Raw genomic sequence first — 18,537 nt, forward strand, 5'->3', positions numbered from 1 at the left:
AGCCGTCATCCCAGCGAACGCTGGGATCTCAGGCCCCATGGCAGACCCTCTCGCAGACCGACCCTTCGACCCAGATCAACCAGATGCCAGCCTCCGCTGGCATGACGGGACAGATGACATGACCGACACGCTCGACGACCCCATCTACAAGACCGACGCCCTCATCGCGGAGGACATCGACCAGTATCTGGAGGTGCACCAGCACAAGACGATGCTGCGCTTCATCACCTGCGGGTCGGTGGACGACGGCAAGTCGACGCTGATCGGCCGCCTGCTCTACGACAGCAAGATGATCTTCGAGGATCAGCTCGCCGCCCTCGAAGCGGACAGCAAGCGCGTCGGCACCCAGGGGCAGGAGATCGACTTCGCTCTCCTCGTCGACGGCCTCGCCGCAGAGCGGGAACAGGGCATCACCATCGACGTCGCCTATCGCTTCTTCGCCACCGAAAAGCGCAAGTTCATCGTCGCCGACACGCCCGGCCATGAGCAGTACACCCGCAACATGGTGACGGGCGCGTCCACCGCCGACCTTGCCGTCATCCTGATCGACGCGCGCAAGGGCGTGCTGACGCAGACCCGCCGCCACAGCTATCTGGCGCACCTCATTGGCATCAGGAACATCGTCCTCGCCATCAACAAGATGGACCTGGTCGACTATGACCAGGCGGTCTATGACGGCATCGTCAAGGATTATACCGATTTCGCCCATAGCATCGGCATCAAGGCCTTCACGGCCATGCCCATTTCCGGCTTCAAGGGCGACAATATCACCGGCCCGTCGGCAAACACCCCCTGGTACAAGGGGCCCGCGCTGATCGAGCATCTGGAAACGGTCGAGGTCGATCAGGTCTCCGACCAGCTCAAGCCGTTCCGCATGGCGGTGCAGTGGGTCAACCGCCCCAATCTCGACTTCCGCGGCTTTTCCGGCCAGATCGCCACCGGCACGATACGCAAGGGCGACGCCATCCGCGTCCTGCCGTCGGGCAAGACCAGCACCGTCAGCCGCATCGTGACGCTGGATAGCGACCTTGACGAAGCCGTCGCCGGCCAGTCCGTCACGCTCTGCTTCACAGATGAGGTCGACTGCTCGCGCGGCGACGTGATCGCGGCGTCCGACAACCCGCCCCAGGCCGCCGACCAGTTCGAGGCGACCATCGTCTGGATGGCGGATGAGGAAATGCTGCCCGGCCGCCCCTATTGGCTGAAGATCGGCACGCAGACCGTCACCGCCACGATCCAGCAGCCCAAATATCAGGTCAACGTCAACACGATGGAGCATCTGGCGGCCAAGACGCTGGAGCTGAACGCCATCGGCGTCGCCAACCTGTCCACCGACCGCCAGATCGTGTTCGAACCCTATGAGACGAACCGGACCTTGGGCGGCTTCATCCTGATCGACAAGATCACCAACGCCACCGTGGCGGCAGGCATGCTGCACTTCTCGCTTCGCCGCGCGCAGAACGTCCATTGGCAGGCGACCGACGTCACCCGCGAATTCCACGCGGGCCTCAAAAACCAGAAGCCCGCCGTGCTGTGGTTCACCGGGCTTTCGGGGGCGGGCAAGTCGACCATCGCCAACCTTGTCGAAAAGAAGCTGGCGCGGATGAACCGCCACACCTTCCTGCTCGACGGCGACAATGTCCGCCATGGGCTGAACAAGGATCTGGGCTTCACCGACGCCGACCGGGTGGAGAATATCCGCCGCGTGGGCGAGGTGGCGAAGCTCATGACCGACGCCGGCCTGATCGTCATCACCGCCTTCATCTCGCCCTTCCGCGCTGAACGCGAGATGGTGCGCCAGATGATGAAGCCGGGCGAGTTCATCGAAGTGCATATCGACACCCCCCTCGCCGATGCGGAGGCGCGCGACGTCAAGGGCCTCTACCGCAAGGCGCGGTCCGGCGAGCTCAAGAATTTCACTGGCATCGACAGCCCCTATGAAGCGCCCGAAAATCCGGAAATCCGGATCGACACCACCGCCATGACCGCCGAAGAAGCGGCCGAAGCCATCATCGCGAGGCTGATCCCATGAGCATGACCGACGCCGATCTCGCCGCCCATCTGGCCGACATTGCGGGGCGCCTGCTGCTCACGGTGCGCGACAGCGGCCTGTTCAGCGCCGGGGCGCTGGGCAAGGCGGGCGACCAGACCGCCAACCAGTTCCTGGTCCATGCCCTGCGCGAACAGCGCCCGGAGGATGGCCTGCTGTCGGAGGAGATGAAGTGCGACGGCTCCCGCCTCGGCAAGTCGCGCGTCTGGATCGTCGATCCGGTCGACGGCACGCGCGAATATGGGGAGGAACGCGCCGACTGGGCGGTGCATGTCGGCCTGTCGGTGGACGGCGCGGCGACGGTGGGCGCGGTGGCGCTGCCCGGCCTCGACGGCGGCATCGTGCTGCGCACCGACCAGCCCCGCCCCATTCCGCCCGCACCGGAAAAGCTGCGCATGGTGATCAGCCGCACCCGCCCCGCCGCCGAAGCGGTCGCCGTCGCGGAAAGGCTGGACGCCGAACTCGTCCCCATGGGCAGCGCGGGCGCAAAGGCGATGGCGGTGATCCTGGGACAGGCCGACATCTATCTCCATTCGGGCGGCCAATATGAATGGGACAGCTGCGCCCCGGTCGCCGTCGCCCTCGCCCATGGCCTCCATTGCAGCCGCCTCGACGGATCGCCGCTCGTCTACAACCGGGAGGACGTCTATCTGCCGGACCTGCTCATCTGCCGGAAGGACCATGCGCGCCAGGTGCTGGACCTGATCGCCGACCTGGCCCCCACCGGCAACTGAAGTCCCCGCCGCAAAAGGACGAAATGGGGAGGGGGCCGGAATTCCCCCTCTCCCGCAGGCGGGTGTCCCGCCCATTATCCCCTGAACGGACGCGCCGCCCAGTAAAGATGGCATGGCGGCACATTGCGCCATTCGAAACCCGTCTGGACCGTCTCGAACCGCCGCTCCAGCAGGGGCTGCACGGCCTTCCGCATCTGATAGGCGAGGAACCGTCCATCCGGCGCCAGCGCCCGCGCGCTCGCCTCCATCAGCCGCTCCGCCCGGTCCGGCGCCAGAGTGGAGAAGGGCAGGCCCGACAGGATGCAATCCGCCTCGTCCAGCCCATGATCGGCCATGATGGCGCGCACGGCATCGGCGGAACCGGTAACGGCGATCAGCCGCCTGTCGGGCGTCGCCTCGCGCAGATGATCGATGAAGCCCGCGCTGGTGTCGATGGCCAGCAACCGCGCATGGCCCGGCAGCCGGTCCAGCAGGGCGCGGGTGAAAATGCCCGTGCCCGGCCCATATTCGACCACGCAATCCATCCGGCCCCAGTCGATGGGGGACAGCATGCGCTCGACCAGATAGCGCGAAGCGGGAAAGGCGGAGCCGACCGCCATCGGATTCCTGAAGAACTCCCGAAAGGCGAGAGCCAGATATTCCGGACCGCGGCCCTCGGCGGCGCCCCATGCGCCCCGCGCCACCCTGTCTTCGAACGATGTCGCCACGATTGCTTCACTCTCCCGTCCTGTGATGCCGCAATGCCCGCGCATCGAAGCTTGCCCGGAAAACCCATGGGATCGGAGGCGGGTTCCTCGAAAACCGCCTTACATGGATCAGGAACCGGCCGCCGCCCGGCGGAAGAAGGGTGACAGCGCGCACCATTGCGCTATCGCAGGGATCGACTTTAAGGACTCGGGCGTCATCGCCGGAAGGCAATGGAGACAATCGACATGCAGCAGGTGGACCCGATGAGCGTGGCGCTGGGCTATTGGAGCCTCGGCCTGGAGGCGGCGATGGTGATCGGCCTTCGCCTGCCCCGGCTGTTGGCCGGCAATCCGGCAGCGGCGCTGGAGGCGCAGAAGATGGTGGCGGAGAAGATCGAAGCCGCCGCCCTGCTGCAGTGGAAGGCGATGACCGGCGCGCTCGGCGCGACGCCGCTTTCCGTCATGCACGCTTCCACCGCCCATTATCGCAAGGCCGTGGGCAAGAACCGCCGCCGCCTGACCCGTCGTTAGGCTCAGGACTCGTTGATCAGAGCCAGAAGAGCACGGTGGCTGCGAGAGCGAGGGCGGAGAAGAATACGGTTGGGCAGCGGTCGTAGCGGGTTGCCACGCGACGCCAGTCTTTCAGGCGGCCGAACATGATCTCGATGCGGTTGCGCCGTTTGTATCGGCGCTTGTCGTAATTGACGGGAAAAGAGCGGGATTTCCGGCCCGGAATGCAGGGCTTGATGCCCTTTTGCTCGAGCGCGTCCCTGAACCATTCGGCGTCATAGCCCCGGTCAGCCAGCATCCACTGCGCCTTGGGCAGATCATCGAGCAGGGCTGCCGCGCCGGTGTAATCGCTGACCTGGCCGGCCGTGATGAAGAAGCTCAAGGGGCGGCCGTTGGCATCGGTGACAGCGTGAAGCTTGGTATTCATGCCGCCCTTGGTCCGTCCGATCAGACGGCCGAGATCCCCTTTTTTACCCCAAGGCTGGAAGCCGTGCGGTGAGCCTTGAGATAGGTTGCATCGATCATGACGGTCTGAGGCTCAGCCTTCTGGGCAGACAGGCCCTCCATCATGCGGGTGAACACGCCCATCGCGCCCCACCGTTTCCAGCGGTTATACAAGGTCTTATGCGGCCCGTATTCCCTGGGCGCATCACGCCAGCGCAGGCCGTTGCGGTTGACGAAGATGATCCCGCTCAGCACCCGCCGGTCATCAACCCGGGGTTTGCCATGGCTCTTGGGGAAATAAGGCGAAAGACGCGTCATCTGCTCGTCCGTCAGCCAGTACAGGTCGCTCATACTCAGTCTCCTCACGGAGCCTGAATCACATCGCTCTCTGCCAATCAATGGGTCCTGAGCCTAGGACCGACCCCTCGGTGAAGCAGGACGCCGTCCAGGCAGGACGGACTTCGGCTCAGCCAAGAAACGCCGTCACCGCCTCTGCAAAGGCCTGGGGCTGCTCGACATTGGCGAGATGCGCCGCCTCCAGCATCGTCAGCCGCGCCCCCGCTATCGACCGGCCCAGCGCCTCGCTGTGCGGCGGCGGGGTGGCCGGGTCCTTCGTGCCCCCGATCACGAGCGTCGGCGCCTCGATCAGCGTCACCGTCCGCCGCATGTCCATGTCGCGGATCGCCGCGCAGCAGCCGGCATAGCCCTGCGGATCGGTCGCCTGCAGCATCGCGGCGACAGGCGCGATGGCGTCCCCGCCGCGCGCGGCGAAGGCCGCGGTGAACCAGCGCTCGACCGAAGCCTCCGCCAACGGCGCCATGCCCCGCTCGCGCACCAGCGCGATCCGCGCGTCCCAGGCGGCGGGCGGCCCCATGAAGCTCGACGTGTTGGCCAGCACCAGCCGCCGCAGCCTGCGCGGCTCCCTTATGCCCAGCCATTGCCCGACCATCCCGCCCAGCGACAGGCCGCAAAAATCCACCGCGTCGATCCGCAACGCATCGAGCAGCTCGATCGCGTCCCGCCCCAGCCGGTCGATGGAATAGCCGCCCGCCGGCGCATCCGACGCGCCATGGCCGCGCTGGTCGTAGCGCAGCACGCGGAAGGCCCGCGTCCATGCCGCCATCTGCGGCGTCCACATCTCCAGCCCGGTGCCCAGCGAATTGGACAGCAGCAGGACGGGCGCATCCTCCGGTCCGTCCATCCGCCATGCGATGCGGCATCCGTCGCCGGTCGTGACGAACCGCTTCTCCATCAGACCCGCTCCACCGCCAGCGCCAGCCCCTGGCCGACGCCGATGCACAGCGTCGCTAGGCCAAGCCTGCCGCCCGTCCGTTCCAGACGATGCACCAGCGTCATCGCGATGCGCGCGCCCGACATGCCCAGCGGATGGCCCAGGGCGATCGCCCCGCCATGGGCGTTGACGCGCGGGTCGTCGTCGGCAAGGCCCAGCCCGCGCAACACCGCCAGGCTCTGGCTGGCGAATGCCTCGTTCAGCTCGATGGCGTCGAACCGGTCGATGGACAGGCCCAGCCGCGCCATCAGCTTCCTCGTGGCCGGCACCGGCCCGATGCCCATGACGCGCGGCGGCACGCCGGCGCTCGCCATGCCCAGGATGCGGGCGCGGGGCGTCAGTCCATGGGTCTTCGCCGCCGCCTCGCTGGCGACGATCATCGCCGCCGCGCCGTCATTGACTCCCGATGCGTTGCCCGCCGTCACCGTGCCGTCCGGCCGCACCACCGGCTTCAGCGCCGCCAGCATCCCCATCGTCGTGTCCGGGCGGGGATGTTCGTCCGCGTCGACCGCGGTTTCGCGACCCTTGCGGTCCGCGACGGCGACCGGCACGATCTCCTCGGCGAAATAGCCCGATGCCTGCGCAGCGGCGGCCGCCTGCTGGCTGCGCAGGGCGAAGGCGTCCTGATCGGCGCGCGATATGCCGAAATCGGCCGCCACATTCTCGCCCGTCTCAGGCATGGAATCGACGCCGTAGAGCGCCTTCATCCGGGGATTGACGAAGCGCCAGCCGATGGTGGTGTCATGGATCGCATTGCTGCGCGAATAGGCGCTCTCCGGCTTGGGCATGACGAAGGGGGCGCGGCTCATGCTCTCCACCCCGCCCGCGATCATCAGTTCGGCGTCGCCCGCGCGGATGGCCCGCGCGGCGGAGCCCACGGCGTCCAGTCCGGACGCGCAGAGCCGGTTGACCGTCGATCCGCCGACGCTGTCGGGCAACCCCGCGAGCAGCGCGGCCATGCGCGCGACATTGCGGTTGTCCTCCCCCGCCTGGTTGGCGCAGCCCAGGATCACGTCGTCGACGGCGGCGGGATCGACGCCGCTCCGCCCGATCAGCGCGCGCAACGGGATGGCGGCGAGATCGTCGGCGCGGACGCCCGCCAGGCTTCCGCCATAGCGGCCGATGGGGGTGCGCACCGCATCGCAGAGGAAGGCCTCGCTCATGCGGCGACGGCCACGCCGGCGACGTCGATCGGCGCGCCGGTGCCCGCCGCGATCTCCTGCACGGTGACGCCCGGCGCCGTTTCGACCAGCCTCAGCCCGCCTGCCCTGCGGTCCACCGCGATCACGCCCAGATCGGTGACGATCAGGTCGACCACGCCCCTGCCGGTCAGCGGCAGGGTGCAGCACTCCAATATCTTCGGGCTGCCGTCCTTCGATCTGTGGTCCATCACCACGACCACGCGCTTGACGCCCGCGACCAGGTCCATCGCGCCGCCCATGCCCTTCACCATCTTGCCGGGGATGGTCCAGTTGGCGAGGTCGCCGTTCGCCGCCACCTCCATCGCGCCCAGCACGGCCATGTCGATATGCCCGCCCCGGATCATCGCGAAACTGTCCGCGGAGGAGAAGAAGCTGCTGGTCGGCAGCGCGGTGATCGTCTGCTTGCCGGCGTTGATCAGGTCCGGGTCCGCCTCCCCCTCATGGGGAAAGGGGCCGATGCCCAGCATGCCGTTCTCGCTCTGCAGCGTGACGTTCACCCCCCGGGGCACATGGTTCGCCACCAGCGTCGGAATGCCGATGCCCAGGTTCACATAATAACCGTCGCGCAGTTCCTTCGCGGCGCGGGCCGCCATCTCGTCGCGGGTCCAGGGCATCAGGCCGCCCCTCCCACGGTCTCGCGCGCGCCCCCGGTTTCACGCGCCCCGCCGGTCTCACGCGCCCCCCCGGTCTCACGCGCCCCCCCGGTCTCACGCGGACGCGTCGTCAGCTTCTCGATCCGCTTCTCGTTGATGGTGCTCAGCACGATGCGGTCGACATAGATGCCGGGCGTATGGATGCAGTCGGGGTCGAAACCGCCCTCGGGCACGATCTCCTCCACCTCCGCCACCGTGACCCTGCCAGCCGTCGCCATGTTCGGGCTGAAGTTGCGCGCCGTCTTGCGGAACATCAGGTTGCCCGCGGGGTCCGCGCGCCACGCCTTGATGATGGAAAGGTCGGCGCGCAGCCAGGTCTCCCGCACATATTCCTCCCCCTCGAAGGTCTCGACCGGCTTGCCCTCCGCCACCATCGTGCCCACGCCCGTCTTGGTGTAGAAGGCCGGGATGCCTGCGCCGCCCGCCCGGATGCGCTCGGCCAGCGTGCCCTGGGGGTTCAGCTCCAGCTCCAGTTCTCCCGAAAGATACTGGCTCTCGAACAGCTTGTTCTCCCCCACATAGGAGGAGATCATCTTGCGCACCTGGCGGCTCTCCAGCAGCATCCACAGCCCGAACCCGTCGGCCCCCGCATTGTTGGAGATGATGGTGAGGTCCTTCACGCCCGATGCCCGGATCTCGGGGATCAGGCTTTCGGGATTGCCCGAAAGCCCGAATCCGCCCGACATGATCGTCATGCCGTCGAACAACAGGCCTTCCAGCGCGCGCCTCGGACTATCGACAATCTTCTGCATGGAAAAGCCTCTTGCTCAAACCGCTGCGCGGGCCCGTAACGAAAAACCCTCCTCGGTGGAAGCGCCGGCCTTCTGCAGCTCGAAATCGAAGACGATGGTGGCGGCATCGCCCTGCCGGTTCGGCACGGGCAGCAGGCCTTCCCGCGTGGCGAAGGCGAAATCGTCCGCCGCGAACGGATCGTCCCCGAAGTTGATCTGCGTCGTCAGCGTGCGATAGCCGGGCGCCTCGACGAAGAAATGCACATGGGCCGGGCGGTTGCCATGGCGGCCCAGCGCTCGCATCAGCCGGTCGGTCGCCCCGCCGGGCGGCACGCTATAGCCGTTGGGCATCTTCGAATGGAAGCTGTAGCGCCCGTCGCTGCCGATCCGGATGCGGCGGCGGTTGTTGAAGGGCGTCTGCTCGCCGGTCGGGTCGAAATGCGAATACCAGCCCTGCGAATTGGCGTGCCAGACGTGCAGGATCGCACCCTCGACAGGCTCCCCCCCGGGCCCCCTGATCACGCCGCTCATGTACAGCGTGCCGGTATCGTCGGGATCGTCGCTCAGGTTGACGTCCCCCTCCACCAGCGGCGCGCCCGCGACATAGAGCGGCCCTTCGATGGTGCGCGGCGTCCCCCCGGTCCTGCCCGTCTCGGCATCTCGGGCGTCCATCAGCAGGTCCATGAAATGCTCCAGCCCCACGCCCGGCACGATCAGGCCGAATTCGGCGGCGCCTTCCTGGAAATACTGGATCGCGGCCCAGAATTCGCTTTCGCTCACATCATGGCGGACGATGGTCCTCATCACCGCTTCGGCCAGCTCGCGGACGATGGCCTTCAGCCGCCTGTCGCCGCCTTCGGCATCGAGGCCGCTGGCCCGGTCGAGCAGGGCCTGGACCGCTGCGCCGTTCACGAAATCTTCGGTCATGTTCACCTCTCCGGAAGTTTGAATATCAGCGATCGTCGTCATGGAGCGACGAAGGATGGCGGCACAGCGCCGTCACCTTCACCTCCATGAAGGGATAGAGCGGCAGGCTGGTCAGCAGGTCGTGGAGCTGCGCATTGTCCTCCACATCGAAGATGCTGACATTGCTGTACCGGCCCACCACCCGCCAGATGTGCCGCCATGTCCCGTCCCGCTGCAACTGCTGGAAACGCGCCTTTTCCGCCGCCTTCAACTGCTCGAAGCGCACCGGGTCGTAACCGTGCGGAACATGGACATCCATGGTGACGTGAAACAGCATCGGCCTATCCCTTCGCCTGTCCGGAAAGAAGGACGATGGTGCGCGCGGGCGCGTCTCGGCGGAAGGCGGCGACCGCGTCGGGGTTCAGCGCGATGCCAAGGCCCGGCCCGTCCGGCACGGCAAGGCTGTAGTCGGAATAGTCCAGCGGCTGCGCCAGCACCTCCTCGGTCAGCAGCAGCGGCCCGAACAGCTCCGTCCCGAAGGCGAGATCGGCGAAGGTCGCGAACAACTGCGCCGATGCGACCGTCCCCACGCCCCCCTCCAGCATGGTGCCGCCATAGAGCGCCACGCCCGCCGCTTCGGCAATGGCCGCCAGCCCCCTGGCGGCCGTCAGCCCCCCGGCCTGGGCGATCTTGATCGCGAACACGTCGGCGGCCCCGGCGGCGGCATAGGCAAAGCCCGTCTCCGGCCCGTACAGCGCCTCGTCCGCCATCACTGCCAGGCGGCCCATCGCGGTCAGCCGCGCCATGCCCGAAAGGCTGCTCGCCCTGATCGGCTGCTCCACTAGGTCGACGCCCGCATCGGCCAGCATCGCCAACCCGCGCTTGGCCGTCACCTCGCTCCACGCCTGGTTCACGTCGACCCGCACGCTGGCCCGGTCGCCCAGCGCCTTCTTGATCGCCGCCACATGCGCGACATCGGCCTCCAGCGGGCGCTTTCCGATCTTGAGCTTGAAGGCGTCGTGGCGGCGCGACGCCAGCATCGCCTCCGCCTCCTCTATGTCGCGCGCCGTATCGCCGCTGGCCAGCGTCCAGAGCACCGGCAACCGGTCGCGCACCCGCCCGCCCAGCAATTCGCTGACCGGCACGCCCAGCCGCTTGCCCTGCGCGTCGAGCAGCGCCGTCTCCACCGCGTTCCTGGCGAAATGATTGGCGGCGATCTCCCTGCGCAGCCGGGCCATGATCGCGGCCGGGCGCGTGGCGTCCGCCCCGGTCAGGACCGGCGCGAAATAGGTGTCGACGGCCAGCTTGATGCCCTCCGGACTTTCCGCGCCGTAGCTGAGGCCGCCGATGGTCGTTCCCTCGCCTATCCCCTCCACCCCGTCGGAACAGACCAGCCGGACGATGACCATCGCCTGCGACCGCATCGTCGCGACCGACAGCACATGCGGCCGGATGGTCGGCACGTCGAGTATGAAGGCCTCGACGCTATCGATGGTGATGGAGGACGCCATGAATTCTCCGTTGCAGTCCGGAACAGATAGAAAGGCCGATCGGCAAGGGAAAATGCCGTTTCGGTTCGATTTCATACCGGCAAGGTATCAGACACCCGGCTCGATGCTCTCGACGCGCCGCACCAGCCGGGCGGCCATGGACGACCGGACCGGCCGCCCCGCGATGATCTTGCGCCAGCTATTATAGCTGATGCCGAACCGCGCGTTCAGCGCCTCGTCGGTCCGGCCGGTCTCCAGATGCAGCATGCGGTCCACCACATCCCGGCCGATGACGACCGATCCCGGCATTTTCGCCCCGCTCATGGCGATCACGCCTGCGCGCCATATTGCTGGCGGACCAGCTCCGCCACGCCCATGCGCTCTAGGATCGGCGTCGGACAGAGGAAGGTGACGCGCACCACGCCGGGCAACCGGCTGATCTCGATCGACCCGGCGATGGTCGCGCGATTGAGGATCTCGTCATAGGGCAATCCCGTCACTTCGGCGGCGCGGGTCAGCCCGTTCCTGGTCGCGTCGTTCAGCGTCGGCCCCGAACCGATGAAGGTGATCGGCGCATTGTCCTCTATCACCTTCTGCCCATGGCGCTCGGCCAGCCGCCCGACCGCCGCGCGCTCCTCCCGGCTCATCGGCTGCGCCAGGAAGGGCAGATCGTCGCGATGCTGCAACAGGATCGGGCCGTCCAGCTTCAGCCCCTTGATCACCTTCACTTCCAGCTCGACCACGCCCGACACGTCGGTGGCATGGCCGGCAATCTCGCCATTGCCCTGCTGCGCATGCATGTCGCCCATATAGACGCCGCCGCCGGGCACCTTGACCGGGCAGATGAGGATCGCGCCCTCCCGCACCGAATTGGTGTCCATATGCCCGTCCGTCTTGTGCCGGTCCAACTCCTCCTGCGTGAAGCTGTAGCCATGGGGCGCATCGATCAGGAACGACCCGAAATCCCCCGCATTATGCGAATCCGGCAGGTCGCGGGACGGCACCGTGCCGATATTGCCCAGGAAAGGCCGCATGCGGCTCGCCAGGCCCGCAATATCCGCCCGCGCCAGCGCCAGGATCGAATGCTGGCCCGCCCCGTCCGGAATGGCCGCAATATTCCGCGCATCCCCGGCGATCCGTTCCGCGACATCCTTGCTCACGGTCAGCGCCACATTGTTTTCCCGGTCAAGCACGATGACATAGCCGTTGGAAAAGCGGAACGCATTCACCTCCGCCCCGCAATTGTCGCAGCGCACCGCCTCGTCCCCAATGCCTTCGATATGGCTGGACGGCGCGGTCGTGCCGCAGCTCGGGCACAGCTTCGCGACGAAGGGATCGCCCACATAGCGCCCCTCGACAAATTCCATCACGCCCGAAGAGGTGGCGAGCGACGTCACCCGCACGGTCTTCAGCGTGATGGCGATGGCGTCCCCGACCTCCGCCCCTTCAACCAGCACGGGACGGGTGACTTCATGCCCGCCCTGGAATTTCGGCGTGATCATCGGCCCCCAGCAGCCCGGCGGCGTGCCGGTGCGGATGGTGCCGCCGTCGCGAACCGTCCCGGCCGGCGCGATGCCCGGCCCGACGATCCCGCCGCTATAGTCATGAACCTCGATATGCGAACGCGCGTCAGACATTGGAACTACCCTTTGTTGCTATGGGACCGCTCAGTTTCCGTGGGAACGTTCAGAGCGCGGCATCGCCATCCATGCGCACGAAGCGCCGCGCATCGAAGCTGAAGGGAACGGCGCTGCTGCCCCCGTAAAGCTCATGATGCGGCGACGCCTCGGCAAAGGCGCAGGCCAGTAGGAAGAGATTATGGACATCCTCCGGCATGCCGCTGGCCGGATGCTCCGACAACAGCCGCAATATTGCGTCCAGACGCGGCATCATCGCCTCATACAGCGCCCTGAAATCGGCGGCGCTGGCGCTCCAGCGTATCTCGCTGCGCTCATTCTCGCTGGGCCGCGCCCAATGGGCGGCCAGCGGCGCCAGATCGGCAAAGGGCGCGGGGAGTATCAGGTCCGTCATGCTAAAATCCTCAAGCCGCGAGATAGGTGTCGAGCGTGCGCGCCGCGTGGCGGATCAGGAATTCCTGATCCATCAACTGCATCGCGTCGATCGATCCGGACATGATGCCGGCGAAAGTGTCCTCCATGGTGGCGGTATCCTCCAGCCAGGCATTCCGATGCAGCGCGTTCACATGCTGCTGCGCCACCTGTTCCGCCGCATTCTGGGCGGGCCGGAAATAGTTGATCCCCTCCCACAGCGTCCGCCCATGGTCGAGCGGCCAGAATTGATGCGTGAAGAAGGACATGCCCGGATAGCCGCAGCCCGACGCCAGATGGATGATGAAATTGGGGAAGAGATTGGGCAGCTCGAACTGGAAATCCGCCCGCCGCTCCGGGTTGATCGCGAGCGGCAACTGGTCGGGCCGCGGGCGATGGCGCTCGGTCGTGCTCAGCATCGACGCGAAGGCCAGCGTCGAGGGCGCCGTGTCCATCCCCGCCCCATAGATGGTGGAGGAGGCATGCGGCCCCATCAGCTTGAAATCGCCATGCTCCACCCCCTTGAAGCCCGGCAGCGACCCGGCATGGATGGTCGGCACATGATAGCCTTCGCTGAAGGCGTAATGGGCGACCTTCCAGTTGCAGTTCAGCACCGTCGAATAGCGGAAGGCGGTGGTCGATTCCGCATAGGGATAGCCGCCGAACAACCGGCCGAAGTCACCCAGATATTCGGTCAACGTCTGCGCCGGTTCCGCATCGAAATGGATGAAGACGAAACCTTCCCAGCTATCGCAATGGATTTCGCGCAGGCCAAGACAGGCGGTATCCAGCTTGCCGAACTTCTCCTTCATCGGCACGGAACGCAGCGGCCCGTCGGTCGAAAACACCCAGCCATGGAAGCGGCAGGTGACGACATTGGCGCGCGACCGCCCGAAAGTCTCGAAACCGCTGCTCGGAACGACCTTGTTCCCGCGATGGGTGCAGACATTGTGGAAGGCCCTGATCCGCCCGTCCTTGCCCCGCACGATCAGCACGGATGCGTCCGCCACCGGCAGTTCCTTGACCTTATAGTCGCCGGCATGGGGCAGTTCCCAACTTGTCGCGACCTTCAGCCAGGTCTTGCGGAAGATTTTCTCGCGCTCCAGTTCGTAAATGGCCGGATCGCTGATCGCCCGCACCGAGACCGGATCGACGCCCAGTTCTTCGCGAATATCATCGACGCTGCGGTTGATATGGCGCAAGTCTTCCGCCGTGCATGTCGTGGTCATCCTACTCTCCGATATTTCCCGTAAACTCTATCGCTTCTTCGCCACAGGACCCAGGGCAACAGCGTGCCGACCCGCCCCCGTTCGGGCTGAGCCTGTCGAAGCCCTCCTCTTTCCTGGCAGGACATGCTCCAACATCACGCATCTCCCAAAGCCTCTGGCTTGTCCCGCCACCCATCGGGATAGTGGGAGATCAGATCGGCCCGCAGTTCCAGCGCACCGAACCGCCAGCCGCCCGCCATCTTCCGCACGTCCGCGACATAGCGCCCGCCGATCCAATAGGCCCGCCCGCTGGCTGAGGTCGCAACCTCCCACAACATGAATTCCACGTCCGCCCGCTCATAAGCGGGATCGAGCGTCACCTTGGGCGAAACCAGATAATGCAGGGTCCATCTGAACCCCTGCTCCGCATTGCCCGCCACACCCTCAGCGATGGCGTCCCCGCCCGACAATAGCCCGTATCGGTCGACCCGGAAGACCGCATCCTCGGTGAAAAGCGGCCGCAGCATCTCCGCCGAAGGCCCCGCATCGAAGGCCCGCGAAAGGTCGACGATCAGCGCATCGATGTCGCGCAACGCCTCCAGCCGCTCGACCCTGCGTTCCCATATTTCCGCCATGCCGTCCTCGCCCGCCAGGGCGGACGCCGGGAAGACCGGCGCCCGCATGATTGTCAGAAGGTCCGCCGCGCGCTCAGGAACCATTCGCGGGGCCGCCCGAACGCCCCCTCCGTGATCCCGCCGAAGGAATCCACGAAGCCCGATCCCAGATAGACTTGCTTGGTCAGGTTCTTGACGCCCAGCGTGATCAGCCAGCTTTCCGGCTCGTCGCTATAGCCGATGGAGGCGTTCACCAGATGATAGCCCTTCTGGATCAGCAGCGGGCTGTTCACCGCGTCATTATAGACCTTCGACCGGTAGGACCAGTCGACCCGCGGCGTGAACCGGCCCACCCCGTCGACCCGGATGTCGTAGGAAGCCCCCGCGCTCAGCGTCCATTTGGGCGCATTCTGCAAATGGGAATCCCTGGTCACGCCGCTGTTGAGCGCCCGAATGTCCACCTGCCGATATTTCGCGTCCAGATAGCCGAGCCCCGCCTCCAGCTTCAGCGCCTCGGTCGGCCGGGCCTGCACTTCCAGCTCCAGCCCCTTGATGCGCGCCTTCGCCGCATTCTGGATGATCGGCGCGAAACCCAGACGCGGATCGTTCACGGTGATCTGCAGATCGTCATAATCGTTGACGAAGGCCGCGCCATTCACCCGCAGCCGCCGGTCGAACAGGTCGGACTTGAAGCCGACTTCGTAGGTGGTGCTGGTCTCCGGCCGGAAGGACGGAATATTGGCGAAGGGCGGGAAGACGCGCTGGGTGAAGCCGCCGCCCTTGAACCCCTGCGAATAGGATGCGTAGGTCAGGAATTCGGGCGACCAGCGATAGGAAAGGCTGGCCATCGGCGTCCAGGCGCGGTCCTTGATCGTCGTCCGTCCGGGCGGGCCCATCAGCGGATCGCCGTCCTGCAACCCCGACCCGTCGGGATTGAAGGGCTGCCCCGTCAGGAAGCCCGCCGCCACGACATATTGATTGCCATTGTCGAATGTCTTCTTGTCCTCGGTCCAGCGTATGCCGCCGGTCAGGCTGAGATTATGGACGATCTCGAACGTCGCCTGACCGAAGGCGGCAAGGCTCCGTCCATCGAGGATCGCACCGCTCATGAAGACGGCGTCGACAATGTTGACCAGATCCTGGTGATTGCCGCTTTCCTTCGAATAATAGCCGCCGACGACCCAGTTCAAACGACTGTCGAGCGCATCGCCGATCAGTTGCAATTCTTCCGAAAACTGATCCTGCTTCCAGTCGCTCTTGGTCTGGACGATGCTGGCCGGGCTATGATCGGAATCGCGGGTCCAGAAACCCGTCACCTTGCGGTAGGCGGTGATGGACTTGGCCGACACATTCTCGCCCAGCCGCCATTCCACCGTGCCGGAAACGCCCCAGATATTGAGGTCCGACGCCGACTGGTAACGGCGCTTCCCGAAATTGTCGAAGACGCTCGACACCGCCCGGAACGTGCCGCCATGGCGATAGGGCGCCTGCGCCCACTGGCTGTTGTAACAGCGCGTGTCGGACAGCCGGGCCGGGTTGGACAGGTCGGTGCAGATGCCCGCCGCGCCCGAATAAAGGCCGTTCCACACCTGCGCCGCCGGCGCGTTCTCATCGACCGCGAGCATGACGTTGGGCGCGGTTTCCTCCCGCGACCGCGTGCCGTCGACGGCGATGTTGATGGAAAGCTTGCTCGTCGGCTCCAGCCGCAGCGCGAAACGCCCCGCCATCGTATTGGTGTCGCCCAGGTCCGGCGCCAGCGGCACCGTGCCTTTCACATAGCCGTCGCGCATATGATAAAAGCCCGAAAGGCTGGTATAGACCCCCTCGGCCAGCGGCACGTCGATCGAGCCCTTGATCTGCACCCGGTCGTAGCTGCCGGTCGTCAGCTCCAGGCTGGCCCCCGGATCGTCGGCGGGCTTCTTCGTGACCACGCTCACCGCGCCCCCGATGGTGTTGCGGCCGAACAAAGTCCCCTGCGGCCCGCGCAGCACCTCGATCCGCTCGACATTGAGGACGTCGAGCACATTGCCGACCCCCCGCGAAATATAGACGCCATCCAGATACAGTCCCACGCCCGGATCGGCGGAAAGCTGATAGTCATTCTGCCCGATGCCGCGAATGAAGATCGCCGCCGTGGCGTTGCTGGCCGATACCGGCACCGAACTGTTGAACTTCACATTCGGCGTGAAGTCTCCGATCTGCGTGACATTATCGATCCCCCGCTGCGCCAGACCTTCCGAAGTCACCGCCGAGATGGAGATCGGCGTATCCTGAAGCGACTCCGCGCGGCGACGGGCGGTGACGGTGATTTCCGCGATACCGCTATTCTGGCTCGCAGCCGGGTCTTCCGGCGCCTGCTGCGCCAGAACGGGCGCTCCGGACGCCAGCGCCAGCCCGGCGACCAGCGCGCGCACCGAACCCGATTGCAGACGCCGGGCCGCGCGGCCGGACGATATGGGTTTGCAGCTTTCATCTTCCATATTTGACTCCCCGTCTCGATTGGCATTTTGTTTTTCTGGTACCGCCATAATCGAACCCAGATCGGCCAGCCGCGCTAGCCTGATCCCGCGAAGTTCATCATCTGAGCGCGACGGAGTGAGGAACCGCGAAAAAGCCCTTCCGCACCGCTTCCGTCCCCCCGCGCCTTTGATGCGCCCCCAGGCTAAGGCGCACCGGATCGGGCTAGCGGGGCATGGCGCGCGCCGACATCATCCATGCCGATTTCACGCATTCGGAAGCCGCAACGACAACCGATGCAACGGCAAGGACAGGATGATGAACGACGCGCATCGCTGGTTACACGAACATCCCGAACTGGGATCGGGCCCCATCTCCATCGAACCCTATATCGACCCGGACTGGTATGAACGGGAACGGGAGAAGATATTCAGGAAGGTCTGGCTCTGCGTCGGCCGCGTCGACGAAATCCCCGACAGGGGCGATTACAAGGTCAAGCGCCTCGCCGCCGCCGACACGTCGGTCATCCTGATGCGCGGCAAGGACGATGTCGTGCGCGCCCATCACAATGTCTGCGCCCATCGCGGCAACACCGTCGTCACCGAAACCGGCCCGGAAACCTTCGGCCGCAGCAAGGCGGCCATCGTCACCTGCCGTTTCCACGGCTGGGTCTATGGCGCGGACGGCGCGCTGAAACATGTGCCGAGCGAGGAACGCTTCTACCCATGTTTCGACAGGCAGCGGAACGGCCTCACCCCGATCCATACCGATGTCTGGGAAGGCTTCATCTTCGTCAACCTGGCCGAAAATCCGGACAACAGCCTGACCGATTTTCTGGGCGACTATGCCGCGCATTTCGCGGGCTTCCCCTTTGCCGAACTCAGCTACCAGTTCACCTACCACACCGAACTGGAATGCAATTGGAAGGTCGCGCACGACGCCTTTGCGGAGGCCTATCATGTCGACACCATCCATGCCGGCTCCTTCCCCAACACCTTCTCCACCGGGCTGCAAAATGTGAAGCTGATGGGCCCGCACCGCAGCTGCGCCGTCTGCCTGACGCTGGGCGCGAAACCCACCCCGGTCGCGGGCATCGCCAATAGCATCGCCGGCGCCTCGCTCGTCACCCAGCGCGCCGAAACCATGCTGCCCCCCGCGATCAACCCGGACAAGCGCGACGATTTCGCCTTCGAACTCAGCGTCCTCTTCCCCAACACGCTGATCCACGTGTCGGAAGGCATCTGGTTCACCCACCAATTCTGGCCCATCGCCCATAACCGCACGCTCTGGGAGGGCCGCTATTATGTCCGCCCGCCAAAGACCAACGCCGAACGCTGGGCCATCGAACATGCGATGACGCTCCAGCGCAACGCCTGGCTGGAGGACACCGCCACCATGGAGGACACGCAAAGGGCGATGCAGTCCCGCGCCAAGCTCGTCCAGAATCTCCAGGACGACGAAATCCTCATCCGCCACAGCGCCGCCGTGGTCGACCGATATGTCAATGCGTGAG

General features: G+C 65.8%; 19 protein-coding genes. 4 read left to right on the plus strand and 15 right to left on the minus strand.

Going from position 1 to position 18,537, the window contains the following annotated elements; genetic code table 11:
- Nucleotides 1–118: 118 nt before the first annotated feature.
- Both cysN and A8G00_RS11965 read left to right on the plus strand, forming a co-directional pair.
- Complete coding sequence (gene cysN / locus A8G00_RS11960; protein ID WP_044660973.1) at nucleotides 119–2,032, plus strand: sulfate adenylyltransferase subunit CysN; 1,914 nt, start codon at nucleotides 119–121, stop codon at nucleotides 2,030–2,032.
- A 2-nt stretch (nucleotides 2,033–2,034) separates the two neighbouring features.
- Nucleotides 2,035–2,784: a 3'(2'),5'-bisphosphate nucleotidase CysQ gene (locus A8G00_RS11965; RefSeq protein ID WP_099187055.1), complete on the plus strand. Its 750-nt coding sequence runs from the start codon at nucleotides 2,035–2,037 to the stop codon at nucleotides 2,782–2,784.
- A gap of 74 nt (nucleotides 2,785–2,858) precedes the next feature.
- On the opposite strand, the gene A8G00_RS11970 is transcribed toward A8G00_RS11965, so the two are convergent.
- Entirely contained in the window at nucleotides 2,859–3,491 is a 633-nt protein-coding gene (locus A8G00_RS11970; RefSeq protein ID WP_244309861.1) for a class I SAM-dependent methyltransferase, read from the minus strand.
- A gap of 210 nt (nucleotides 3,492–3,701) precedes the next feature.
- Here A8G00_RS11970 and A8G00_RS11975 point away from each other — a divergent pair, with 210 nt between their 5' ends.
- Entirely contained in the window at nucleotides 3,702–4,001 is a 300-nt protein-coding gene (locus A8G00_RS11975; RefSeq protein ID WP_253257984.1) for a hypothetical protein, read from the plus strand.
- A gap of 16 nt (nucleotides 4,002–4,017) precedes the next feature.
- Here the strand turns inward: A8G00_RS11975 and A8G00_RS11980 are convergent.
- The 14 genes from A8G00_RS11980 to A8G00_RS12045 form a co-directional block, all read right to left on the minus strand.
- Nucleotides 4,018–4,775 (minus strand): IS5 family transposase gene (locus A8G00_RS11980; protein WP_103000773.1). Its coding sequence is split into 2 segments (ribosomal slippage): nucleotides 4,018–4,442 and nucleotides 4,442–4,775, totalling 759 coding nucleotides; the frame shifts between segments, so codons are not numbered across the junction.
- 115 nt (nucleotides 4,776–4,890) lie between these two features.
- On the minus strand, nucleotides 4,891–5,676 hold the full coding sequence (gene pcaD, locus A8G00_RS11985) for a 3-oxoadipate enol-lactonase (RefSeq protein WP_171009923.1): 786 nt from the start codon (nucleotides 5,674–5,676) through the stop codon (nucleotides 4,891–4,893).
- Nucleotides 5,676–6,878, minus strand: coding sequence for a 3-oxoadipyl-CoA thiolase (gene pcaF, locus A8G00_RS11990; protein WP_103000774.1), 1,203 nt, complete (start codon nucleotides 6,876–6,878; stop codon nucleotides 5,676–5,678). The genes pcaD and pcaF overlap by 1 nt, the downstream gene beginning before the upstream one ends.
- Complete coding sequence (locus A8G00_RS11995) at nucleotides 6,875–7,531, minus strand: 3-oxoacid CoA-transferase subunit B (protein ID WP_103000775.1); 657 nt, start codon at nucleotides 7,529–7,531, stop codon at nucleotides 6,875–6,877. Before A8G00_RS11995 ends, pcaF begins: the two co-directional genes overlap by 4 nt.
- On the minus strand, nucleotides 7,531–8,322 hold the full coding sequence (locus A8G00_RS12000) for a CoA transferase subunit A (RefSeq protein ID WP_253257985.1): 792 nt from the start codon (nucleotides 8,320–8,322) through the stop codon (nucleotides 7,531–7,533). Before A8G00_RS12000 ends, A8G00_RS11995 begins: the two co-directional genes overlap by 1 nt.
- 15 nt (nucleotides 8,323–8,337) lie before the next feature.
- The gene (locus A8G00_RS12005) at nucleotides 8,338–9,228 is read right to left on the minus strand and encodes a dioxygenase (RefSeq protein WP_103000790.1); all 891 of its coding nucleotides are present in this window, start codon (nucleotides 9,226–9,228) and stop codon (nucleotides 8,338–8,340) included.
- A gap of 25 nt (nucleotides 9,229–9,253) precedes the next feature.
- Nucleotides 9,254–9,544, minus strand: a complete 291-nt coding sequence (gene catC, locus A8G00_RS12010; RefSeq protein ID WP_103000776.1) for a muconolactone Delta-isomerase — start codon at nucleotides 9,542–9,544, stop codon at nucleotides 9,254–9,256.
- Nucleotides 9,545–9,548: 4 nt separating this feature from the next.
- Nucleotides 9,549–10,718, minus strand: coding sequence for a muconate/chloromuconate family cycloisomerase (locus A8G00_RS12015; RefSeq protein ID WP_253257986.1), 1,170 nt, complete (start codon nucleotides 10,716–10,718; stop codon nucleotides 9,549–9,551).
- An 87-nt stretch (nucleotides 10,719–10,805) separates the two neighbouring features.
- The gene (locus tag A8G00_RS12020) at nucleotides 10,806–11,021 is read right to left on the minus strand and encodes a hypothetical protein (RefSeq protein WP_025548496.1); all 216 of its coding nucleotides are present in this window, start codon (nucleotides 11,019–11,021) and stop codon (nucleotides 10,806–10,808) included.
- Between the two features lie 5 nt (nucleotides 11,022–11,026).
- Entirely contained in the window at nucleotides 11,027–12,334 is a 1,308-nt protein-coding gene (locus A8G00_RS12025) for an acetamidase/formamidase family protein (protein ID WP_099186628.1), read from the minus strand.
- Nucleotides 12,335–12,383: 49 nt separating this feature from the next.
- Nucleotides 12,384–12,728 carry a hypothetical protein gene (locus tag A8G00_RS12030; RefSeq protein WP_103000778.1) on the minus strand — a complete coding sequence of 115 codons (345 nt, stop codon included), beginning with the start codon at nucleotides 12,726–12,728 and terminating at the stop codon, nucleotides 12,384–12,386.
- Between the two features lie 10 nt (nucleotides 12,729–12,738).
- Nucleotides 12,739–13,974, minus strand: a complete 1,236-nt coding sequence (locus tag A8G00_RS12035) for an aromatic ring-hydroxylating dioxygenase subunit alpha (protein WP_099186626.1) — start codon at nucleotides 13,972–13,974, stop codon at nucleotides 12,739–12,741.
- A gap of 134 nt (nucleotides 13,975–14,108) precedes the next feature.
- Entirely contained in the window at nucleotides 14,109–14,636 is a 528-nt protein-coding gene (locus A8G00_RS12040; RefSeq protein ID WP_226870204.1) for a nuclear transport factor 2 family protein, read from the minus strand.
- A 5-nt stretch (nucleotides 14,637–14,641) separates the two neighbouring features.
- Entirely contained in the window at nucleotides 14,642–17,047 is a 2,406-nt protein-coding gene (locus A8G00_RS12045; protein ID WP_065847440.1) for a TonB-dependent receptor, read from the minus strand.
- 295 nt (nucleotides 17,048–17,342) lie between these two features.
- Between A8G00_RS12045 and A8G00_RS12050 the strand changes: the two genes are divergently transcribed.
- Nucleotides 17,343–18,536: an aromatic ring-hydroxylating dioxygenase subunit alpha gene (locus tag A8G00_RS12050; protein WP_025548488.1), complete on the plus strand. Its 1,194-nt coding sequence runs from the start codon at nucleotides 17,343–17,345 to the stop codon at nucleotides 18,534–18,536.
- Nucleotide 18,537: the final 1 nt, after the last annotated feature.

Origin of the sequence: Sphingobium sp. SA916, from assembly GCF_002894065.1 — a bacterium.
GTDB lineage: Bacteria > Pseudomonadota > Alphaproteobacteria > Sphingomonadales > Sphingomonadaceae > Sphingobium > Sphingobium fuliginis.